The sequence below is a fragment of the Streptomyces sp. NPDC054813 genome (genome assembly GCF_053611365.1).
Window position 1 is genome coordinate 282129 of sequence record NZ_JBSHAF010000004.1, and the last position, 18312, is coordinate 300440.

An 18312-nucleotide genomic window follows, 5' to 3' on the forward strand; every position below is an offset into this window, starting at 1 on the left:
TCTCAGCAGAGCTAAGGCATGCCCTGCAGACGGCTTAGCGCAGCTAAGCCGTGCCGCGGGGACGGCTTGACGCAGCCAAGCCGTCCCCGCGCAGAACCGGCTCAGCGCCGTCGCAGTTTCTTCAGACATCGGTGACCCAGTACCCGTACGAGCTCCTTCGACGACGTCTGGTGCACCGTGCCGGCTTTCGCCTCGACGGTGTGACGTACCGGTACCGCGGCCGCCGCGGCGAGTGCGCCGTACAGGGCCTGGGCGGCGACCTCCGGTGCGATGCGGGCCCCGGCGACGGCCGGGCCGGTGGCCGGTTCACGCTGCTCGGGTACGGCGGAGAGCAGGGAGGGGTCGCCGACGACGCGGACGCCCATGGCGCCGATGCGTTCCACCATCTCGGCGCCGATGCGGCCGGCGGCCTCGACGGCCCAGTCGGGGGTGGAGATCTTCACGTCGTCGGCGGTGGGACTGCACGTGTTCTTCATATGCATGACGGCGCCGTTGCGGACGAGCTTGGAATAGAGCTCGTCCGGCAGTCCATTGCCGCGGAATTCCACGTTGAGCTTTCGCAGCATTTCGGTCTCGGCGAGGGTGAGGGAGCGGTTCGCCGCGTCCGGTACGGACCTGAGGAGGTTTTCGGGCAGTCCGAGCAGCGCTTCGAAGGTGCGCATCAGTCCGTCGCGGTCCCGGTCGTCGACCACGACGACGGTGATCCGGTCGGCGCCGACCGCGCGGATCCAGCGTTCGACAAGCCGGTCGTGCCGGTGCCGGCGCCAGAAGCTCGGGTTGGGCTTCTCGTAGGGGGCCTTGCGCAGCATGTGATCCAGCCACTCCTCGTACCCCATGCGCAGCCCGTTCTGCACGTACTGCTGCCACTGCGAGGGCATGATCCGGGCGATCGGGCGCAGGGTGACGAGGACGTGGACGCGGTCGCCGCCGAGCTGCTCGACGATGCGGGCGACACTTTCGTCGTCGGGGGCGTCGGCGAAGAACTCGCTGCTGATCACCGAGGTCCGGGAACCGGTGGCCTCGACCTGCTTGAGCAGCCGGGTCCAGTGCTTCTCGGTGGGCGCGGTGTCGCCGATCATCGCGGGCCGGGCGCAGGCGGCGAGGGCGGCCTCCATGGGGTGCCGGCTGGTCGCCGGGAACTCCACGCCGTGTTCGGGCAGCTTGTCCTTCGCGGCGAAGAGGGCGCCCTGGATGGCCGTGGTACCGGTCTTGTGCGGGCCGATGTGCAGCAGGCGGGTGCCGGTGGGCAGGGCGGCGAGGGGACCGGTGGGGTTCGTGGGGCTCATGGGGCCTACGGGGGCGTTGTCCACCGGGGCTTCGCTTCTCGTACAGTCCATCTCCATGGTTAACGGAAGGTAAGACGTTTACCTGAGGTTCACCTGAGAGGCGCCTGGGACACAGATGAGTCCCAGGCTCCCGTTACACAGACTTGACTTTCGGCGCACCCGATTCGCTCGTCAGACGACCTGTACGCCCGGTTCGTCCGCCTCGACGCGCAGGGTCGCGAAGGTGCTCGCGGTGGCCTGCGGCTCCACGACGGTGTCCACGACCCGCACGCGCGCGTCGATGCCGTCGCGGCGGATGTCGAAGAGGTGGTAGCCGCGGTGGGCGTCGATGACCTTCCAGTGCGGGTTGTCGGGCTTCAGCGGGTCGAACTGGGCATGGAAGGCGGCCTGGTCCTGGTCGCCGTTGCTGGAGATGGAGGTGCCGACGAACTCGGCGCCGACCACGTCCGACGACGGGTCGGCGAAGTCCTGCTTCAGGTCGCTGATCATCGTGAGATGCCGGTCGCCGCTGAGCACGACGGGGTTGCGGATCGAGGCGAACTCGTCCAGCAGGGCGTTGCGCTCGACCTGGTAGCCGTCCCAGGCGTCGTAGTACCAGAGTTTTCCGTCGCCGGGCAGGATGTCGGTCTCGGCCATCATGATCTGCGAGGCGATCAGGTTCCAGCGGGCCGGTGAGTGGTGCAGTCCGTCGAGGAGCCACTGCTTCTGCCCGGCGCCGAGCATGGTCAGGGAGGGGTTCTCGGCGGCCGCCTGGCTGGTGACCTGGTCGCTGCGGAACTGCCGGGTGTCGAGGACGTTGAGCCGGGCCAGCCGCCCGAACTCCAGGCGGCGGTACATCTGGATGTGCGGCCCGTCCGGGATCGCACTCGCCCGGACCGGCATGTGCTCGTAATAGGCCTGGAAGGCGGCGGTCAGCCGGGCGACGAACGCGTCGTGGGACTGTTTGTCGGGGTCCTGCGGGACCTGGCCGGCCCAGTCGTTGTCGACCTCGTGGTCGTCGAAGGTGACCACCCAGGGCGCGTTCGCGTGCATGGCGGCGAGGTCGGGATCGCTGCGGTACTGGGCGTAGCGGTTGCGGTACTGCGCCAGGGTGTACGGCTCCCCGGTGCCCTCGTGGCGGCGCGGGCCGGCCGAGGACGGCGTGGACTCGTAGATGTAGTCGCCGACGAAGAGGACGATGTCGGGGTCCTGGGCGAGCATGTCGGCGTACGGGGTGAAGTAGCCGTGCTGCCAGTTCTGGCAGGAGGCCAGGGCCACGCGCAGGGAGCCGCCCGTGGCGTGCGGGTGGGGTGCGGTGCGGGTGCGGCCGGTCGGGGAGATCCGGCCGCCGGCGCGGAAGCGGTACCAGTAGGAGCGGTCGGGGCGCAGTCCTCGTACATCCACGTGAACGCTGTGCCCGTACTCGGGCCGAGCATGGGCGGTGCCCCGGCGGACGGCCTTGCGGAACCGTTCGTCCTCGGCGATCTCCCAGGCGACGGGGACGACGGTGTCGGGCATGCCGCCGCCGTCGAGGGGGTCGGGGGCCAGCCGGGTCCAGAGCACGATGCCGTCGGGGAGCGGGTCGCCGGAGGCGACACCGAGGCTGAACACGCCGTCGGGCAGCGGGTTTTCGGCTGCCTGCGCGGAGGCGGGCAGCCAGAGCTGGGCGGATGCGGCGGCTGTGAGGACGGCGGCACCGGCGGTCAGAAAGCGGCGTCGGTCGGGCGATGGTGCTCCGGTCATGCGCGGACTCCCTTGCCACGGTGGCCTCTTGAACGGTCTGACCTTCGGAAACTCCCACGGCCGGACGGTCCGTGCGCTGAACGAGACCATTCGTGCGCATGACAACTAGGGAGACAACGGACGACCTCAACCGGCAGAGGATCAGACCACTGGGGCCCCGCACTTGACGACGGGTCAGCCGCCTCGGCCCTGGGGCGGGCCGGCCTCCGCGGGACCGGTGACCGCCGGAGCCGTGACCGCCGCCGCCAGCCGGTCGCGGAACCAGCGGTGGCCCGGGTCGGCCGAGTTGCGCGGGTGCCAGGCCATGCCGAAGTCGAGGGGCGCCAGGTCGAGCGGGATCGGGAAGGTGCGCAGGCCCAGCGCCTCGACGGTGTCGTCGAGCCAGTCGGCGACGGTGAGTGCGACGAGGTCGGTGGTGCGGGCGAGCATCATCGCGCTGGTGTGGCTGGGTACGACGACGGCGATACGGCGCTGGTGGCCGAGTTTGTCGAGGGCGTGGTCGATGGGGCCGAGGCGTCTGCCGTGCCGGGAGATGCCGATGTGACCGGCGGCGGCGAACCGTCGGGCGGTGATCCGCCCCTGGAGGAGCGGGTGTCCGGCGCGGGCGACGCCGACCAGGGTCTTGCGGGTGAGCCGGCGGGTGCGGATCTCGGGGTCCAGGTGGCCGAGGACGCCCAGTTCGACGTCGACCAGGCCCTGCCGGAGCGCGGGCCCGCCTTCCAGCGCCTCCGGCACGAAGACGACGTCCACGTGCGGGGCCTGTGCGTGGACGTGGTCGGTGAGCGTCCCGGCGAGGCCCACGAGGAGCAGTTCGCTGCTCTGCACGGTGAAGGCGCGCTGGAGGTGGACGGGGTCGAATCCCGCGCCCGGCCGCAGGACGTCGTCGCAGCCGCGCAGCAACTCGGCCACCTGGTCACGGAGTTCGAGGGCGCGTGGGGTGGGGACCAGGCCCTGCCCGGCGCGTACCAGCAGCGGGTCGCCGACGGCTCGGCGCAGCCGGGCGAGGGTACGGCTGACGGCGGCGGGTGAGGTGCCGAGCCGCTCGGCGGCCCGGGTCACGCTGTTCTCCTGGAGCAGGGCGTCCAGGACGCGCAGCAGGTTGAGATCGATCAAAAAATACCCTCCTGAGCTGCGTCTTTGCGTATGCGGCAAGGATTCACTGCCCATCTTTGCATGGCTGCGGGGGCGGTGTGCCGCGGAGAGTGGTCGTCGCCGGCGAGACCGCCCCCGGCGGACCGGCGCGACAGAAGGGCACGCACGTGTACGTCATCACCGCACCCACCAGTACCATCGGCCGTCTGGTCGTCGACGACCTCCTCGACCACGGGGAGAAACCGCGCCTGGTCACCCGGGACGCCTCGCGGCTCGCCCCCGGGGTCCGGGAGCGGGCCGAGATCGTCGAGGGCTCGCACGGCGACGAGGCCGTGGTCGACCGGGCCTGTGCGGACGCCGAGGGCGTCTTCTGGCTGGCGCCGGACGACGGGGACGCGCCGAGCACCGAGGCCGCCTATGTCGACTTCACCCGTCCCGCGGCGCGGGCGTTCGCCCGGCACGGCGTCCGGCGGGTCGTCGCCGTCACGGCGCTGGGCCGTGGCACACCGCTCAAGGAGCATGCCGGTGCGGTGACCTCGTCCCGGGCGATGTGCGACCTGATCGCCGCGTCCGGCGTGAACTTCCGGGCGGTGGCCTGCCCGTCGTTCATGCACAACCTGCTCAACCACGTCCGGTCGATCAGGGAACAGGGTCTGTTCTTCATGATGGCCGACCCGGATCTGAAGGCTCCGACCGTGGCCGCCCGGGACATCGCCGCGACCGCCGTGAGCCTGCTGCTGGACGGCACCTGGACGAGGTCCGGCGAGGTCGCCTGCCTCGGTCCCGAGGATCTGTCGCCGAACGACATGGCCCGGATCGTCTCCGAGGTGCTCGGCACCGAGGTCGGCTACCGGCAGATCAGCGGCGCCGCGTTCAAGGAGCGCATGACCGGCTTCGGGATGACCGAGGGGATGGCACAGGGGCTGGTCGACATGTTCGAGGCGAAGAACAGGGGAGTGGACAACGCCGAGCCGCGCACCGCCGGGTCGACGACACCGACGACGTTCCGGCAGTGGTGCGAGGAGGTGCTCAAGCCCGCCATGACGGGCTGAACACCCACGGCCACCCGCGCCCCCGACCCGGCCCCGTCACTCCTCGAACGGGTCGAAGTCGCCGTACTCGCGCAGCGACTCGTCGCGCTCCGCCTCGCGGTCGCGGCGGCGCTGTACGGCAGGGCGCTGTTCCTCGAAGCGGTGGTCCTCGCCGCGGCGGCCGAGCATCTCGGCGCCGGACATCATGGACGGCTCCCAGTCGAAGACGACGGCGTTCTCCTCGGGGCCGATGGCGACGCCGTCGCCGCTGCGGGCACCCGCCTTCATCAGCTCCTGCTCCACACCGAGGCGGTTGAGGCGGTCGGCGAGGTAGCCGACGGCCTCGTCGTTGTTGAAGTCGGTCTGCCGGACCCAGCGTTCGGGCTTCTCGCCGCGCACCCGGAACAGGCCGTCGTCCTCCTGGGTGACGGTGAAGCCGGCGTCGTCGACGGCCTTGGGCCGGATGACGATCCGGGTCGCCTCCTCCTTGGGCTTGGCCGCGCGGGCCTGGCCGACCAGCTCGCCGAGCGCGAACGTCAGCTCGCGCAGGCCCAGGTGGGCCACCGCGGACACCTCGAAGACGCGGTAGCCGCGGGCCTCCAGGTCGGGGCGGACCATCTCGGCGAGGTCCTTGCCGTCGGGGACGTCGGTCTTGTTGAGGACGACGATCCGGGGCCGGTTGTCGAGGCCGCCGTACTGCTTGAGCTCCTCCTCGATGACGTCGAGGTCGGAGACGGGGTCGCGCTCGGACTCCAGGGTGGCGGTGTCCAGGACGTGGACGAGGACGCTGCACCGCTCGACGTGGCGCAGGAACTCCAGGCCGAGGCCCCGGCCCTGGCTGGCGCCGGGGATGAGTCCGGGGACGTCGGCGATGGTGTAGACGGTCGAACCGGCGGTCACCACACCGAGGTTGGGGACCAGGGTGGTGAACGGGTAGTCGGCGATCTTGGGCTTGGCGGCGGACAGCACCGAGATCAGCGAGGACTTGCCGGCGCTGGGGTAGCCGACCAGTGCCACGTCGGCGACGGTCTTCAGTTCCAGGACGATGTCCTGGAGGTCGCCGGGCACGCCGAGCAGGGCGAAGCCGGGGGCCTTGCGGCGGGCGCTGGCGAGAGCCGCGTTGCCGAGGCCGCCGCGGCCGCCCTGGGCGGCGATGTACGAGGTGCCGTGGCCGACGAGGTCGGCGAGGACGTTGCCCGCCCCGTCCAGCACCACGGTGCCGTCGGGCACCGGCAGGACCAGGTCCTGTCCGTCCTTGCCGGCTCGGTTGCCGCCCTCGCCCGGCTTGCCGTTGGTGGCCTTGCGGTGCGGGGAGTGGTGGTAGTCGAGGAGGGTCGTCACGGACTGGTCGACGGTCAGGATGACGTCGCCGCCGCGGCCGCCGTTGCCGCCGTCGGGGCCGCCGAGCGGCTTGAACTTCTCCCGGTGTACGGAGGCACAGCCGTGGCCTCCGTTACCCGCGGCGACGTGCAGCTCGACGCGGTCCACGAAGGTGGTCATGGTGGGGTGCCTCCAGTTACTTACGGGGTGATACCTATGTCAACACGCGAAAGGCGGACCCGCCTTCCCGATCGGGAAGTGAGGTCCGCCTCGCGATACGTTCGGTCTGAGCCGTCCAGTCAGAAGACCAGGACTCAGGCGACCGGAACGATGTTCACGACCTTGCGGCCACGGTGGGTACCGAACTCCACCGCACCGGGCTGCAGCGCGAACAGCGTGTCGTCGCCGCCACGGCCGACGCCCGCGCCGGGGTGGAAGTGGGTGCCGCGCTGACGGACCAGGATCTCGCCCGCGTTGACGACCTGACCGCCGAAGCGCTTCACGCCGAGGCGCTGAGCGTTGGAGTCACGACCGTTACGGGTGGACGATGCGCCCTTCTTGTGTGCCATCTCTCCTCAGTCCCTTACTTCGCAGCCGCGGGGATCTCAGTGACCTTGATCGCCGTGTACTGCTGGCGGTGGCCCTGACGACGGCGGTAGCCGGTCTTGTTCTTGTAGCGAAGGATGTCGATCTTGACGCCCTTGTGGTGGTCCACGACCTCGGCCTGGACCTTGATGCCGGCCAGGACCCACGGGTCGCTGGTCACAGCGTCGCCGTCGACAACGAGCAGGGTCGAGAGCTCGACCGTGTCGCCAACCTTGGCGGTGGAAATCTTGTCAACCTCAACGATGTCGCCGACAGCAACCTTGTGCTGGCGACCACCGCTGCGCACGATGGCGTACACGCGGATCTCACTCTCTCGCTCGGGAACGGCACCCCCGCAGTCCAGCCGTCCGGCACGCGGGCGGCCTCTCCGGAACACCGTGTGCTCCGGAGGAAGAGGTTTACGGGGATGTGGCACGTCCTCATATCCATGGACACGCCGAGGGTCAAGGTTACGGGGCAGTGGCCGAGGGGGTCAAACCGGGCCCCGGGAGGTGTGGGGCCGATCACTCGGAGCAGGCCCCGCACAGAACGGGACCGGCCGCACGGACCGGTCCCACGCAGAACGGGACCAGCCGCACGGACCGGTCCCACGAAGTGCGGGACCGGTCACCAGGACCCGCCCCGCGGAGTGCGGGACCGATCCACGGACCGGCCCCGCGCCCGGGTGTCAGCCCTCGTCGGAGGCGGTGGTGACCGTGGTGGTCTTCTTCGCCGTCGACTTGGCGGCGGCCGTCTTGGCGGTCTTGGCCGCCTTCTTGGCCGTCGTCGTCTTCTTCGCCACCGTCTTCTTGGCCGCGGTCTTCTTGGCGGCCGTCTTCTTCGCGGCGGTCTTCTTGGCAGCCGTCTTACGGGCCGTCTTCTTGGCCGGAGCGGCCTCCTCGACGCCCTCCTCGACGGTCTCACCGGCGACCGGCGCCTCGGCGGCGGACGCCTCCGGCTGCCCGGCGGCCTCCGTCGACGGCACGACCACGACGGCCGCCTCCTCCGACGCGGTCGGCGCGGTGGCCTTGCGCACCGCGCGGCGGCGCGGACGGCCCGGGGCGGCGCTCTCGGCGGGCGCGGCCGCCTCGGGCTCCGTCGCCGTCTCCACCACCGGCTCGGCCACCGGCTCCGCCACCGCTTCGGCCGCCGGGGCGGCGGTCTCGGCGACGACGGTCACCGCGGCCGTCTCGGCCCCTGCCGGGGCACCGGCGGGCGCCGACACCTTCCGGGTGGCCCGGCGACGGGTACGGCCCCTGGGCGCGGTCTCCTCGGCGGCCGGGGCCTGCGGTGCCTCGGGGGCCTGGACGACCGGGTCCTCCACGGCGACCGGCTCGGCGTGCGCCTCGGCGGCCGGTTCCGGCAGTACCTCGTGCTCGGCCCGGGCGGTCGGCGTCTCGGCCTCCGCACCCCGGTTGCGGCCCACCCGCTCCCTGGGCGCCCCGGCCGGAGCCGAGGCCCGGCGGCCCGCCCGGCGGCGGGTACGGCCGCGGCCGGCCGCGGCCTCCGCCTCGGCGACGCTGCTGTACAGCTCCTCGTCCGGCGCGAAGTCGGGGGCCGGCAGCGCGACGGGGCCGGCGGCCTCGGCCGCGACCTCCGCCGCCGTCTCGACCGCCTGGACGGCCTCGGCGTGCTCGACGGCCCCGTCGGCCGTGGCCGTGTGGGTGTCGTGCAGGTCGTGGTCGTGCTCGTGCCCGTCGCCGCCACGGCCGCGCTTCTTGCGCTTGCCGCCGCCACCGCCGCCGGAGCTGGGCTGCTCCATGTGGACGATGACGCCACGGCCGTTGCAGTGCACGCAGGTCTCGGAGAAGGACTCCAGCAGGCCCTGCCCGACGCGCTTGCGGGTCATCTGGACGAGCCCCAGCGAGGTCACCTCGGCCACCTGGTGCTTCGTCCGGTCCCGCCCGAGGCATTCGAGCAGGCGGCGCAGCACCAGGTCCCGGTTGGACTCCAGGACCATGTCGATGAAGTCGATGACGATGATGCCGCCGAGGTCGCGCAGCCGCAGCTGGCGGACGATCTCCTCGGCCGCCTCCAGGTTGTTCCTGGTGACCGTCTCCTCCAGGTTGCCGCCCTGGCCGGTGAACTTGCCGGTGTTGACGTCGATGACGACCATCGCCTCGGTCCGGTCGATCACCAGCGAACCGCCGCTGGGCAGCCAGACCTTGCGGTCCAGGGCCTTGGCGAGCTGCTCGTCGATCCGGTAGGTGGCGAAGACGTCGACCTCGGAGGTCCACTTCGACAGCCGGCCCGCGAGGTCGGGGGCGACGTGCGAGACGTAGCCGTGAACGGTCTCCCAGGCCTCGTCGCCGCTGACGACGACCTTGGAGAAGTCCTCGTTGAAGATGTCGCGGACGACCCGGACGGTCATGTCCGGCTCGCCGTACAGCAGCGTCGGCGCGTTCGAACTGCCGCCGTTCTTCGACTTCTTCTGGATCTCCTCCCACTGCGACTGGAGCCGTTCGACGTCGCGGCGCAGCTCGTCCTCGCTCGCGCCCTCGGCGGCGGTGCGCACGATGACGCCCGCGTCCTCGGGGACGATCTTCTTGAGGATGGTCTTCAGCCGGGCCCGCTCGGTGTCGGGCAGCTTGCGGCTGATGCCGGTCATCGAGCCCTCGGGGACGTACACGAGGTAGCGGCCCGGGAGGGAGACCTGGCTGGTCAGGCGGGCGCCCTTGTGTCCGATCGGGTCCTTCGTCACCTGGACGAGCACGGACTGGCCGGACTTGAGGGCGGCCTCGATGCGGCGCGGCCCGTTGGCCATGCCGAGTGCCTCGAAGTTGACCTCACCGGCGTACAGGACGGCGTTGCGGCCCTTGCCGATGTCGATGAAGGCGGCCTCCATGGACGGCAGCACGTTCTGGACCTTGCCCAGGTAGACGTTGCCGACGTACGAGGTGGCCTGCTCCTTGTTGACGTAGTGCTCGACGAGCACGCCGTCCTCCAGGACGCCGATCTGGGTGCGGTCGCCGTGCTGGCGTACGACCATCACGCGCTCGACGGCCTCACGGCGGGCCAGGAACTCGGCCTCGGTGATGATCGGGACGCGCCGGCGGCCCTGCTCGCGGCCTTCGCGGCGGCGCTGCTTCTTGGCCTCCAGACGCGTGGAGCCCTTGATGGACTGCACCTCGTCGGACGGCTCGGACGGCTTGCGGGGCTCGCGGACCTTGACGACCGTGCGCTCCGGGTCGTTGTCGCCGGGCTCGGCGTCGGCGGAGCTGTCGCCGGCGCGACGCCTACGGCGACGGCGGCGACGGCTGCTGGAGGAGCCGCCGACCTCGTCGTGGGCGTCCTCGTCGTCCTCTTCCTCCTGCTCGGCGGTGTCCTCGGCATCCTGCTCGGCCTGCTCGGCGGCGAGCTCGTCGCTGTCGGCGTCGCCGTCACCGGCGTCACCACGGCGGCGGCGACGGCCACCGCGGCGGCGACGGCGGCGGGATCCGGCCTCCTCGGCCTCGTCGTCACCGTCGGCGGCGTCCTCGGCCTCCTCGGCGGGCTCCTCCGGCTCCTCGGCCTCGTCCTCGGCGGCGGGCCGGGCGGCCGGGGTCTCCTCGGCGGCACCTCGGCGCCTGCGCCGGCGGCGCGCACCGGTCTCGGCCTGCTCGGCCTGCTCGACCTGTTCGGCCGGCTCCGGCCGGTACGGGGCGAGTTCCTCGGGCTCCTCCGCCACGGCGGCCACGGCGGCCGCTTCGGCGGCGGCCCGCTCCGGGGTCTGGAACTTCGGCTCGGTGAACACGGGCGCCTGGAACACGGCCACGGCGGGCCGGGCGGGGCGGCGCTGCGACTCGTCCTCGGCGGACGTGGCCGCGGCGGCGGGCTCGGAGAACCCGATGGCGGCCTGCCGTACGACCCGGCGCCGGCGCCGCGGGGACTCGGTCTCCGGCTCCTCGACGGCGGGGGTCTCGGTGATGGAGGTGACGGCCGGGGCCTCGACGGCCTGCGGCTGCGCCTCGGCGGCGGCCTCGGGCGCACCGGCGGGCGCGGCGACCCGGCGGGTGGCGCGGCGCCGGGTGCGCGGCGCGGGCGCGGTGGGCTCGGCCTCGGGGGCGGGGGTGCTCCCGTGGGTCTCGCCGGTCTCGGCGGCGGCCGCGGGCTCGGCGACGGCCTCGACGGCCTCGGCGGTGTCCGCGACGGCGGCCGTGGGTGCGGTCTCGGCGGCGGTCTCGGCCGGCACCGGGGCACCCGCGGGCGCGGACGCCCGGCGGGTCGCCCGACGGCGGCTACGCGGAGCGGGCACGGCCTCCTCGGCGGTTTCGGTGGCCTCGGCGGCCGGAGCGGCCTCGGTGACCTCAGCAGTCTCGGCGACCTCAGGGGCCTCGGAAACCGCGGAAGCCTCGACAGCCGCTTCCTGCTCGACCGCCTCGGTGGGCGCGGAGACGCGACGCGTGGCACGCCGACGCGTCCGGCGCGGCGCGGCCTCCTCGTCGCTCTGTGCGGCGGTCTCGGCCGCGGGTGCAGCCTCGGTGGGCTCGGCGGGCTCGGTGGCGGTCGCGGGAAGCACGGTCTCGGCCGTCTCGACGGCCTCGGCTCCCGTCGGGGAACCGGCGGGCGCGGACGCCCGGCGGGTCGCCCGGCGGCGGCTACGCGCGGCGGGCACGGCTTCCTCGGTGACCGCGGCAGCCTCGGCGGTCTCGGCCGCCCCGGATGCCTCCAGGGTCTCTGCCGTCTCCTCGTCGGCCTCTGCGGGCTCGGAGGGGAACGACTCGGCGGCCGGTATGGCCGGCGTGGTGATCTCGGCCACGGCCTCACCCGCGGCGGGCGGTCCCGCGGGGCGGGACGCGGCACGGCGACGCCTGCGCGGCGGCAGGGTGTCGCTGGGCGTGTTCAGTTCGGAGCCCTCGGTGGGCTCGGTCGGTTCGAGCATGCGGGCGGTTCTCCCGTCAGGCTCCCGGGCGCCGCGCCTGGTCCGGCGTCGTTCGGTTCGAGCGACCGCCGGTGACGTCCGCGGCTCGCGCGATGCGCGGTGCCGCCGTGTGGGGCGCGGGCGCCGCACAGGAGCTCTCTTGTGTCCTGTCTCGCCGGTTCCGTACGCCTTGTCGCGGACGGCCTGGCGAAAGTCTTCTGGTCGGTGCGCTGCCCGACCCAGGTGGCTCCCGAGTACGAGGGCTGCGCGTACGACGTCCGTCCTTCGCGGGACCTTCCCTACGCCGGCGCCGTCGCGGCGGCAGCGTGTTCGGCCTTCGAGAGGGCCTCCACTGCCTCGCGGTCGGGCGCGAGCGGGTCGGTCACCGTGCCGGTCTCTTCATCGAGCAGCCCCTGCGCCAGCCTGGTCACCGCTGCGGGGACCGGCGGCGCCAGGTCGGCCACGGCGCGGAGACCGGACAGGACGTCGTCGGGTCGTACGGCAGGCGTCACGTGCCGAACAACCAGCCGCAGTATCGCACAGGGCTGGTCGCTCGGCCTATCAGCCGTTTCATTGTGCGTTTCAAGTTGTACGACGGCGGGGCGTGCGTCGAAGGTCCGTACGCCGTTCTTGGTCATGCGCTGGACCTCGACGGCGTCGGCCGTGGTGAACGCGGCGACGGCCTGTCGGGCCTCCTCCGGGTCCACGCCGGCCAGCCGCAGCTCCCACACGGAGGCGGTGAGCCGGTCGGCCAGTCCGGACGTGCGGGCCTCGACCGCGTCGACGATGTCGAGCCCGGTGGGCAGGGACTCGTCGAGGAGGACACGCAGTCGCTCCGGGTCGCGGGCCGCGGTGAGCGCGATCTCCAGGTACTCGGCCTCGCTGCCGGTGCCGGTGGGTGCGGCATTGGCGTACGACACCTTCGGGTGCGGTGTGAACCCCGCCGAGTACGCCATGGGCACCTCGGCGCGGCGCAGCGCCCGCTCGAAGGCGCGCTGGAAGTCACGGTGGCTGGTGAACCGGAGGCGGCCGCGCTTGGTGTAGCGCAGTCGGATGCGCTGCACCGCCGGTGCGGGCGGCGGGCCTTCGGGCTGTCGCTTGCCCAGTGTCGTCAGTCCTTCGTGGTTCTGGTGAGAGCAGCCGTGCCGCGGGGGCCGTGCTGCCGTGTACTGCTATTCATCAAGAGTACGTGTGTCGCGGCCGACAGGTTCCCGCCGGTCCACGGCCGCCGGCCGGGCGGGCTCGCCGAACAGGGCGCGGCGCAGGTCGGCTCGGGCCTGCCGGACGGCGCGTCCGACGGACCGTGCGACCTGGGCGGCGGGGCGCAGCACGAGGTCGCGTACGACGTGTCCGACCGGGGTGAGGACGGTCCGGTAGAGCAGGCGCGCGGGCTCCACGAAGATCCACCGGAAGAGGGTTCCGAGAATCCGTCCGACGGCGCGTGCGACGTGTCCGGCGGCGCGCCAGGCGTGGCCGAGGGCCGCCCCGATCTCCCTGAGAACGATGCCGAGGACACGGCCGACGGGGGTGAGGATCCAGCGCCACACGGCGACGGCGGGCAGCACGAGGAGCACCCGCACGATCCAGTACAAGGCGGTGGCGAGCTGCTCGAACACCCAGGCGACGGCTTTGGCGACGGGCGTGAGGAGCCAGATCACCGCGTGGCCGATCGGGGTGAGCACGCGCGCGTAGAGCCACACGAGGGCGTGGCCGAGGGGAGTGAGCAGGTGGCGATACAGCCAGATCAGCGGGACGACCAGGAGGACATGGAGGAGCCAGGCGACGGCGCGGCCGACAGGGGCGAGGACGTACCGCCGGAGGAATCGCGCGACGGGGACGACGAGGTACCGCCACAGGAACCGCGCGACGGCGGCGAAGGCGTCCCAGAGCAGCCGTATCGGCAGCACCACCAGGAACACGAAGATGCGGACGGGGATCCTGATCGCGACGACGAGACACCCCTCGGGGTGCTGCGTCTGCGGTTGCCGCTGCGGCTGTTTCTGCATGTCCATGGCCACAGAGACGCTATCGCGTGCCGTGCGGATGCGATCGGCCACCCTTGATCACCGAACGGCGGCGACACGGTAACGGTTGACCCGCACACGCCAATCTGGATGGATCCGGCCAGGGCGGCTTGATTTGCTGGGCACCAGCCAAATCTTGAGCCTTTCTTGGGTCCTTGGGGGACGAGCAATGAACTGGTACGTGGACGTACTGAAGAAGTACGCGGTGTTCAGCGGCCGTGCGCGCCGGCAGGAATACTGGATGTTCTTCCTGTTCAACCTGATCATCAGCATCGTGCTGGCGGTCGTCGGGCGGGTCATCGGGTTCGCCGCCCTCGGCGCGATCTACAGCCTGGCGGTCTTCCTGCCCGGCCTGGGCGTCTCGGTCCGCCGGCTGCACGACACCGGCCGTTCCGGCTGGGCGGTGCTGGTCGGCATCATCCCGCTGGTCGGCTGGATCATCCTGCTGGTCTGGCTCGCCTCCGAGGGCAAGCCGGAGCAGAACCAGTACGGCGACAACCCGAAGTACTCGCCCGCCGTCTGAGCTGTCATCACCCGAAGGCCCGCCGGATCCGTCCGGCGGGCCTTCGGCCGTCTACGAGGTGGCGGACGCTCTCTTGTTGCGTTCGGCCTGGAGGTGCAGGACCAGGAAGAGCACACGCAGGAGGTCGTCGGGGAGGGTGTGCAGGTCCTTCGGGAGGCTGATGCGGCGGGGGCGGGTGCCGAGGGCGTCGTACGACAGGGCGAGCGGGCCGATCGCCCTCGCCCGGCCGCTGAACCTGGGGTGATCCACGGGGTACGGCCCGATGCGGCGCGGGATCCCGGACCAGGCGGCGCAGTCGACGTCCCAGGTCCCGAACGTTCTCGGGACGCTGCCGAGGCGGCCGTACCCGATCTCGATGTCGCCGATCCACCGCAGCCGGCTGCCGAGCATGTCGTACTCCAGCGGATGCGGTCCGAGCGCGTGGGGCCTGCCGCCCCACCGGCCGTAGGTGAGGGGGACGTCCCCGATGGTGCGGAGCCTGCTGCCCAGCAGGTCGTAGCCCAGTTCCAGTTCCATGCCCGCCAACTCCCCCGTCACACCGGCCTTCGCTCTCCCCGATTGTGCGGCCGGCCCGCTGCGCCTTCCATGGCGGTCGTGTCACGGTTTCGCAGGGCTACGGCTTCCGGGAGGGGCGTGTTCCCGCGCGTCTTCCCGCAGTGAGGTGGCGCGCGCCCTCGGCAAGGTGTTCGGCCGTACGGCGCTGACGCCGTGGCGCCGCCGTGTCCCGGGGCCGGGAATCAGCGTCGGGGCAGTACCCCGGCCGCAACGAGCGACTCGTACAGTCGCTGCTGTTCCTCGTCGAGCCCGGAGTACAGCAGGTCGTACGCCTCCTCCTCGCCGCGCATCGCCTCGACGGGATCCCAGCCGTCGCCGAGGGCCGCCATGACGTGGGCGCGCCGGGTCATCTCGTGGCCGGTGAGATCGACGCTGAAGTCGACCGGTTCGGCGGGAAGGGAGGCATCAGAACTGGACATATGACCGAATCTAGGCAGGCGGGCCTTCCCGCGACAAGAGCCCGTGGGACACATCACAGCAGGTCATCGCAGGTCACGGCGCGGCATGACGCTGTGGGGTGACCACCGTGTCCGGAAGCGCGCCCGGTGGCCCGGGCAGGTCCGGAGGGTCGCCGTGGCCATGGACCACGGGGGTGGTCAGCGGTCGGCTGCCCGGTGCCCCGGCTCACGTGGGCGGTTCGGTCCCGGCCTGCTCGCTCACCATGTACCGCGCGTACCAGTCCGGCCAGTTGGGGTCCTCCGCGCCGGTGCGTGCCTCGTGCTCGCCGTGTGCCGCCGCGGCCCGCCGCAGGGCACTCGCCAGGTCCTCGGCCGAGGCGAACGAGGTGGCCGTGGGATCCAGCCGTCCCGGCAGCCGGTCGGTGACCTCCTGGAGGAGCCAGCCGTTGCCGTCCGGGTCGCTGAACGACAGGAAGGAGCCGTAGCTGCCGTGCTGCGGTGCGGGACCGGGCAGCCGGGCGTCGCCGTCGGCGTGGTGGAAGACACCGCCGGCGTCGTGGAACACCTCGCTGGGGTGGGCGCCGTGCCGTGCCAGCTCGTCGTGGGCGGTGTCGATGTCGTCGACGACCAGGTGCAGCCCCCGGGCCGACCCGGGCGTCTGTTCGGTGACCGACTCGCCGAAGATGACCGATGCCGGGGAACCCGGTGGGGTCATCTGCACCACCCGGAACTCCCCGTCGGTGGCGACGTCCGCGTCGAGCCGCCAGCCCAGCGCCGTGTAGAAGTCCTTGGCCCGGTCCACGTCGGACACGGGCACCACGACGACCTCTAGCTTCATGTCCATGGCTTGCACTTCCCGTCTCGGAGGGGCAGCAGCGGCGGCGAACGGATCCGCGACAGGGCCGAGCAGGGGCTCAGTGTGCGAGGAGCTGCTGGCCGCCGTCGATGTCGTAAGTGGCGCCGGTGAGGGCGTCGTTGACCATGAGGTGCACCGCGAGGGCGGCGACGTCGGCCGGACCGACCACGCGCCCGATGGGCAACGTCTTCCTCAACTCCTCGCGCCGCGCTTCGAGTCGGTCGCCCAGCAGGGAGGCCGACAGTGGGGTGTCCACGAACCCGGCCGCGATGAGGTTGACCCGGATCGGGGCGACCTCCAGCGCCAGGTTGGCGACCAGCGCCGGCAGCGCCGCGGTGAGGGCGCCGGTCACCGCCATCCCGGGCGCGGGCCGCCGGCCGCCGGTGCCGCCGATGAAGAGCAGCGCCCCGCCGGCCCTCACCTTCCCGCGGCTCGCCCGCGCCACCGCCAGCACCATCGCCAGACGCCCGCCGAAGTCACGTCCGGCGTCGGTCAGGTCGAGTCCGTCGAGGGGGGTGTACGACGGGCTGCCCGCCGTCACCAGCACATGGTCGACCTGCCCGGGCAGCTCCCCGACGAAGCGCTCCATGCGTTCGGTGTCGTGGGCGTCGAACACGGCCGTGCTCAGCGGGTGCAGCTCGTCCGCGGCCCGCTGGAGGCGCTCGGCGTTGCGCGCCACGAGCACCAGTTCGCCGCCGGCCGCCCGTACCTGCCGCGCGGTCTCCAGACCGATGCCCGCACTGCCCCCCACCACCACGACCGTCTGTCCGGCCAGTTCCCCGTGCGCTCCGCTCCGCTCGTCACCGCTCATGAGCGCCGTCTCCGCTCTGCCGTGAGCCCTCACCGGCCCCGGCGTCCACCATTGCGACGAACTCCTCGGTGGTGACGACGGCATGGGCGTACAGGGGCGCGTTGAGTTCGAAGGTCGCGGTCATCTCAGGCCAGCTGAAGGAGGCGATGGCGTCGCGGACGAGGGTCACGTGGTACCCCAGTTCCTGGCCGTAGCGCGCGGTGGTGTCCACACAGGTGTTGGCCCGCATACCGATCAGCACGATCTTCCGGATGTGGTGCTGCTTCAGCATGAAGTCGAGGTCGGTGTTGGCGAACCCGCTGGACGCCCAGTGCTGCCGTACGACGATCTCGTCCTCGCGCGGCTGGAAGTCGGGGTGCCACTCGGCGCCCCAGCTGCCCTCGGCGAAGATCTGCTGGGCGACGACGCGCCGCTGGGTCGGGGACAGGTGGCCCCAGGTGACGTAGTCGCTCGGTGTCGTCCGGTGGTGCGGCACGACGAAGACGCGAAAGCCGTGGGTGCGGGCCGTGGCGAGCACGGTCCGCATATGGTCGAGCAGGCCCACGCCCTCCGCCACTTCCTTCGCCCGGGGCCACAACTTGCCGCCCTCGGAGAGGAAGTCGTTGTAGGGGTCGACGATCAGAAGAGCGGTTTCGTCGGGGTAATACGGGGAGTACCGCGCTTCGGAGGTCTCAGCAGTCATGGACGGTTCCCAACTGGTCAGCGACCGGATCGCTCGCTGCCGGGACACGGCGCCGGACAGTACAGCCGACGGCCGCCCGCAAGCCCTCCGCGCCCCGAGCCCCGCGTGACACTCCGTCACGGGCCCGCCGACTCAGAAACCCCAGTGTGTCACTCCCCCGGCCCAACGGCATCCGGGCCGCCGCGCCCCCACCGGCGTCGGCACCAGCCGAGGGAGTTCATTCATTGAACTGACCGGTGTCACGGGCCGAACAGGGGTGGTTCAGTGACTGAACTGCACCGACCGAGTCGAGGAGACCGACCCGCGATGACCTCGAACCCGAACCGTCGAGGGCCGGCGGTCGCCACACCGGGGCCCGTGTCCTCCCGCTTCGACAACCAGCTCCACCGCTCCCGGCAGTGCCCGCACACGTCCCCCGGCGCAGGCGTCGACCATCGCGGTGGAGAGATGCTTCCGAAGCCGCCGCCTCCCGGATTGCGAGCCCCTCCGAGGGGGTCGATCCTGAAGGGACGGTGCCGTCCGACCGTGTGGATCGAGCGCATGGACTACGGAGCCGGCGGCGACCGTGACCTGCGGAGAGCGTGTTC

General features: G+C 71.9%; 16 protein-coding genes. 2 read left to right on the forward strand and 14 right to left on the reverse strand.

Going from position 1 to position 18312, the window contains the following annotated elements; all coding sequences use genetic code 11:
- Window positions 1–101 precede the first annotated feature (101 nt).
- From ACWGJB_RS09775 to ACWGJB_RS09785, 3 genes are all read right to left on the reverse strand, one after another.
- Window positions 102–1343, reverse strand: a complete 1242-nt coding sequence (locus ACWGJB_RS09775; RefSeq protein ID WP_453379668.1) for a hypothetical protein — start codon at window positions 1341–1343, stop codon at window positions 102–104.
- A gap of 114 nt (window positions 1344–1457) precedes the next feature.
- Window positions 1458–3008 carry an alkaline phosphatase D family protein gene (locus ACWGJB_RS09780; protein ID WP_453379669.1) on the reverse strand — a complete coding sequence of 517 codons (1551 nt, stop codon included), beginning with the start codon at window positions 3006–3008 and terminating at the stop codon, window positions 1458–1460.
- A 174-nt stretch (window positions 3009–3182) separates the two neighbouring features.
- A complete protein-coding gene (locus ACWGJB_RS09785) occupies window positions 3183–4118 on the reverse strand; it encodes a LysR family transcriptional regulator (RefSeq protein ID WP_453379857.1) in 936 nt (311 codons plus the stop codon).
- Window positions 4119–4198: 80 nt separating this feature from the next.
- Between ACWGJB_RS09785 and ACWGJB_RS09790 the strand changes: the two genes are divergently transcribed.
- Window positions 4199–5152, forward strand: a complete 954-nt coding sequence (locus ACWGJB_RS09790) for an NAD(P)H-binding protein (RefSeq protein ID WP_453379670.1) — start codon at window positions 4199–4201, stop codon at window positions 5150–5152.
- A 36-nt stretch (window positions 5153–5188) separates the two neighbouring features.
- On the opposite strand, the gene obgE is transcribed toward ACWGJB_RS09790, so the two are convergent.
- The 6 genes from obgE to ACWGJB_RS09820 form a co-directional block, all read right to left on the reverse strand.
- Window positions 5189–6631 (reverse strand): GTPase ObgE, encoded by a 1443-nt coding sequence (obgE, locus tag ACWGJB_RS09795; RefSeq protein WP_453379671.1) that lies wholly within the window; start codon window positions 6629–6631, stop codon window positions 5189–5191.
- Between the two features lie 134 nt (window positions 6632–6765).
- The gene (gene rpmA, locus ACWGJB_RS09800; protein ID WP_020940020.1) at window positions 6766–7020 is read right to left on the reverse strand and encodes a 50S ribosomal protein L27; all 255 of its coding nucleotides are present in this window, start codon (window positions 7018–7020) and stop codon (window positions 6766–6768) included.
- 14 nt (window positions 7021–7034) lie between these two features.
- Window positions 7035–7355 carry a 50S ribosomal protein L21 gene (gene rplU, locus ACWGJB_RS09805; RefSeq protein ID WP_007381993.1) on the reverse strand — a complete coding sequence of 107 codons (321 nt, stop codon included), beginning with the start codon at window positions 7353–7355 and terminating at the stop codon, window positions 7035–7037.
- A gap of 369 nt (window positions 7356–7724) precedes the next feature.
- Window positions 7725–11897, reverse strand: coding sequence for an Rne/Rng family ribonuclease (locus tag ACWGJB_RS09810; protein WP_453379672.1), 4173 nt, complete (start codon window positions 11895–11897; stop codon window positions 7725–7727).
- 278 nt (window positions 11898–12175) lie between these two features.
- A complete protein-coding gene (locus ACWGJB_RS09815; protein ID WP_453379673.1) occupies window positions 12176–12940 on the reverse strand; it encodes a TIGR03936 family radical SAM-associated protein in 765 nt (254 codons plus the stop codon).
- A 108-nt stretch (window positions 12941–13048) separates the two neighbouring features.
- Window positions 13049–13888, reverse strand: coding sequence for a hypothetical protein (locus ACWGJB_RS09820; protein ID WP_453379674.1), 840 nt, complete (start codon window positions 13886–13888; stop codon window positions 13049–13051).
- A gap of 181 nt (window positions 13889–14069) precedes the next feature.
- Here ACWGJB_RS09820 and ACWGJB_RS09825 point away from each other — a divergent pair, with 181 nt between their 5' ends.
- Window positions 14070–14423, forward strand: a complete 354-nt coding sequence (locus tag ACWGJB_RS09825; RefSeq protein WP_453379675.1) for a DUF805 domain-containing protein — start codon at window positions 14070–14072, stop codon at window positions 14421–14423.
- A 51-nt stretch (window positions 14424–14474) separates the two neighbouring features.
- On the opposite strand, the gene ACWGJB_RS09830 is transcribed toward ACWGJB_RS09825, so the two are convergent.
- From ACWGJB_RS09830 to ACWGJB_RS09850, 5 genes are all read right to left on the reverse strand, one after another.
- Complete coding sequence (locus ACWGJB_RS09830) at window positions 14475–14939, reverse strand: hypothetical protein (RefSeq protein WP_453379676.1); 465 nt, start codon at window positions 14937–14939, stop codon at window positions 14475–14477.
- A 221-nt stretch (window positions 14940–15160) separates the two neighbouring features.
- Window positions 15161–15397, reverse strand: coding sequence for a DUF6400 family protein (locus ACWGJB_RS09835; protein ID WP_453379677.1), 237 nt, complete (start codon window positions 15395–15397; stop codon window positions 15161–15163).
- Window positions 15398–15602: 205 nt separating this feature from the next.
- A complete protein-coding gene (locus ACWGJB_RS09840) occupies window positions 15603–16220 on the reverse strand; it encodes a VOC family protein (protein WP_453379678.1) in 618 nt (205 codons plus the stop codon).
- A 70-nt stretch (window positions 16221–16290) separates the two neighbouring features.
- Entirely contained in the window at window positions 16291–17043 is a 753-nt protein-coding gene (locus ACWGJB_RS09845) for an SDR family oxidoreductase (RefSeq protein ID WP_453379679.1), read from the reverse strand.
- On the reverse strand, window positions 17033–17725 hold the full coding sequence (locus ACWGJB_RS09850) for an isochorismatase family cysteine hydrolase (RefSeq protein WP_453379680.1): 693 nt from the start codon (window positions 17723–17725) through the stop codon (window positions 17033–17035). Before ACWGJB_RS09850 ends, ACWGJB_RS09845 begins: the two co-directional genes overlap by 11 nt.
- Between the last annotated feature and the right edge of the window lie 587 nt (window positions 17726–18312).

Bases quoted from the DNA above. Each gene is read 5' to 3' on its own strand.
- ACWGJB_RS09845 (WP_453379679.1), bottom strand. From the start codon at position 17,043: ATGAGCGGTGACGAGCGGAGCGGAGCGCACGGGGAACTGGCCGGACAG.
- ACWGJB_RS09780 (WP_453379669.1), bottom strand. From the start codon at position 3,008: ATGACCGGAGCACCATCGCCCGACCGACGCCGCTTTCTGACCGCCGGT.
- ACWGJB_RS09840 (WP_453379678.1), bottom strand. From the start codon at position 16,220: ATGGACATGAAGCTAGAGGTCGTCGTGGTGCCCGTGTCCGACGTGGAC.
- ACWGJB_RS09835 (WP_453379677.1), bottom strand. From the start codon at position 15,397: ATGTCCAGTTCTGATGCCTCCCTTCCCGCCGAACCGGTCGACTTCAGC.
- rpmA (WP_020940020.1), bottom strand. From the start codon at position 7,020: ATGGCACACAAGAAGGGCGCATCGTCCACCCGTAACGGTCGTGACTCC.
- obgE (WP_453379671.1), bottom strand. From the start codon at position 6,631: ATGACCACCTTCGTGGACCGCGTCGAGCTGCACGTCGCCGCGGGTAAC.
- ACWGJB_RS09775 (WP_453379668.1), bottom strand. From the start codon at position 1,343: ATGGAGATGGACTGTACGAGAAGCGAAGCCCCGGTGGACAACGCCCCC.
- ACWGJB_RS09810 (WP_453379672.1), bottom strand. From the start codon at position 11,897: ATGCTCGAACCGACCGAGCCCACCGAGGGCTCCGAACTGAACACGCCC.
- ACWGJB_RS09820 (WP_453379674.1), bottom strand. From the start codon at position 13,888: ATGGACATGCAGAAACAGCCGCAGCGGCAACCGCAGACGCAGCACCCC.
- ACWGJB_RS09825 (WP_453379675.1), top strand. From the start codon at position 14,070: ATGAACTGGTACGTGGACGTACTGAAGAAGTACGCGGTGTTCAGCGGC.
- ACWGJB_RS09830 (WP_453379676.1), bottom strand. From the start codon at position 14,939: ATGGAACTGGAACTGGGCTACGACCTGCTGGGCAGCAGGCTCCGCACC.
- ACWGJB_RS09850 (WP_453379680.1), bottom strand. From the start codon at position 17,725: ATGACTGCTGAGACCTCCGAAGCGCGGTACTCCCCGTATTACCCCGAC.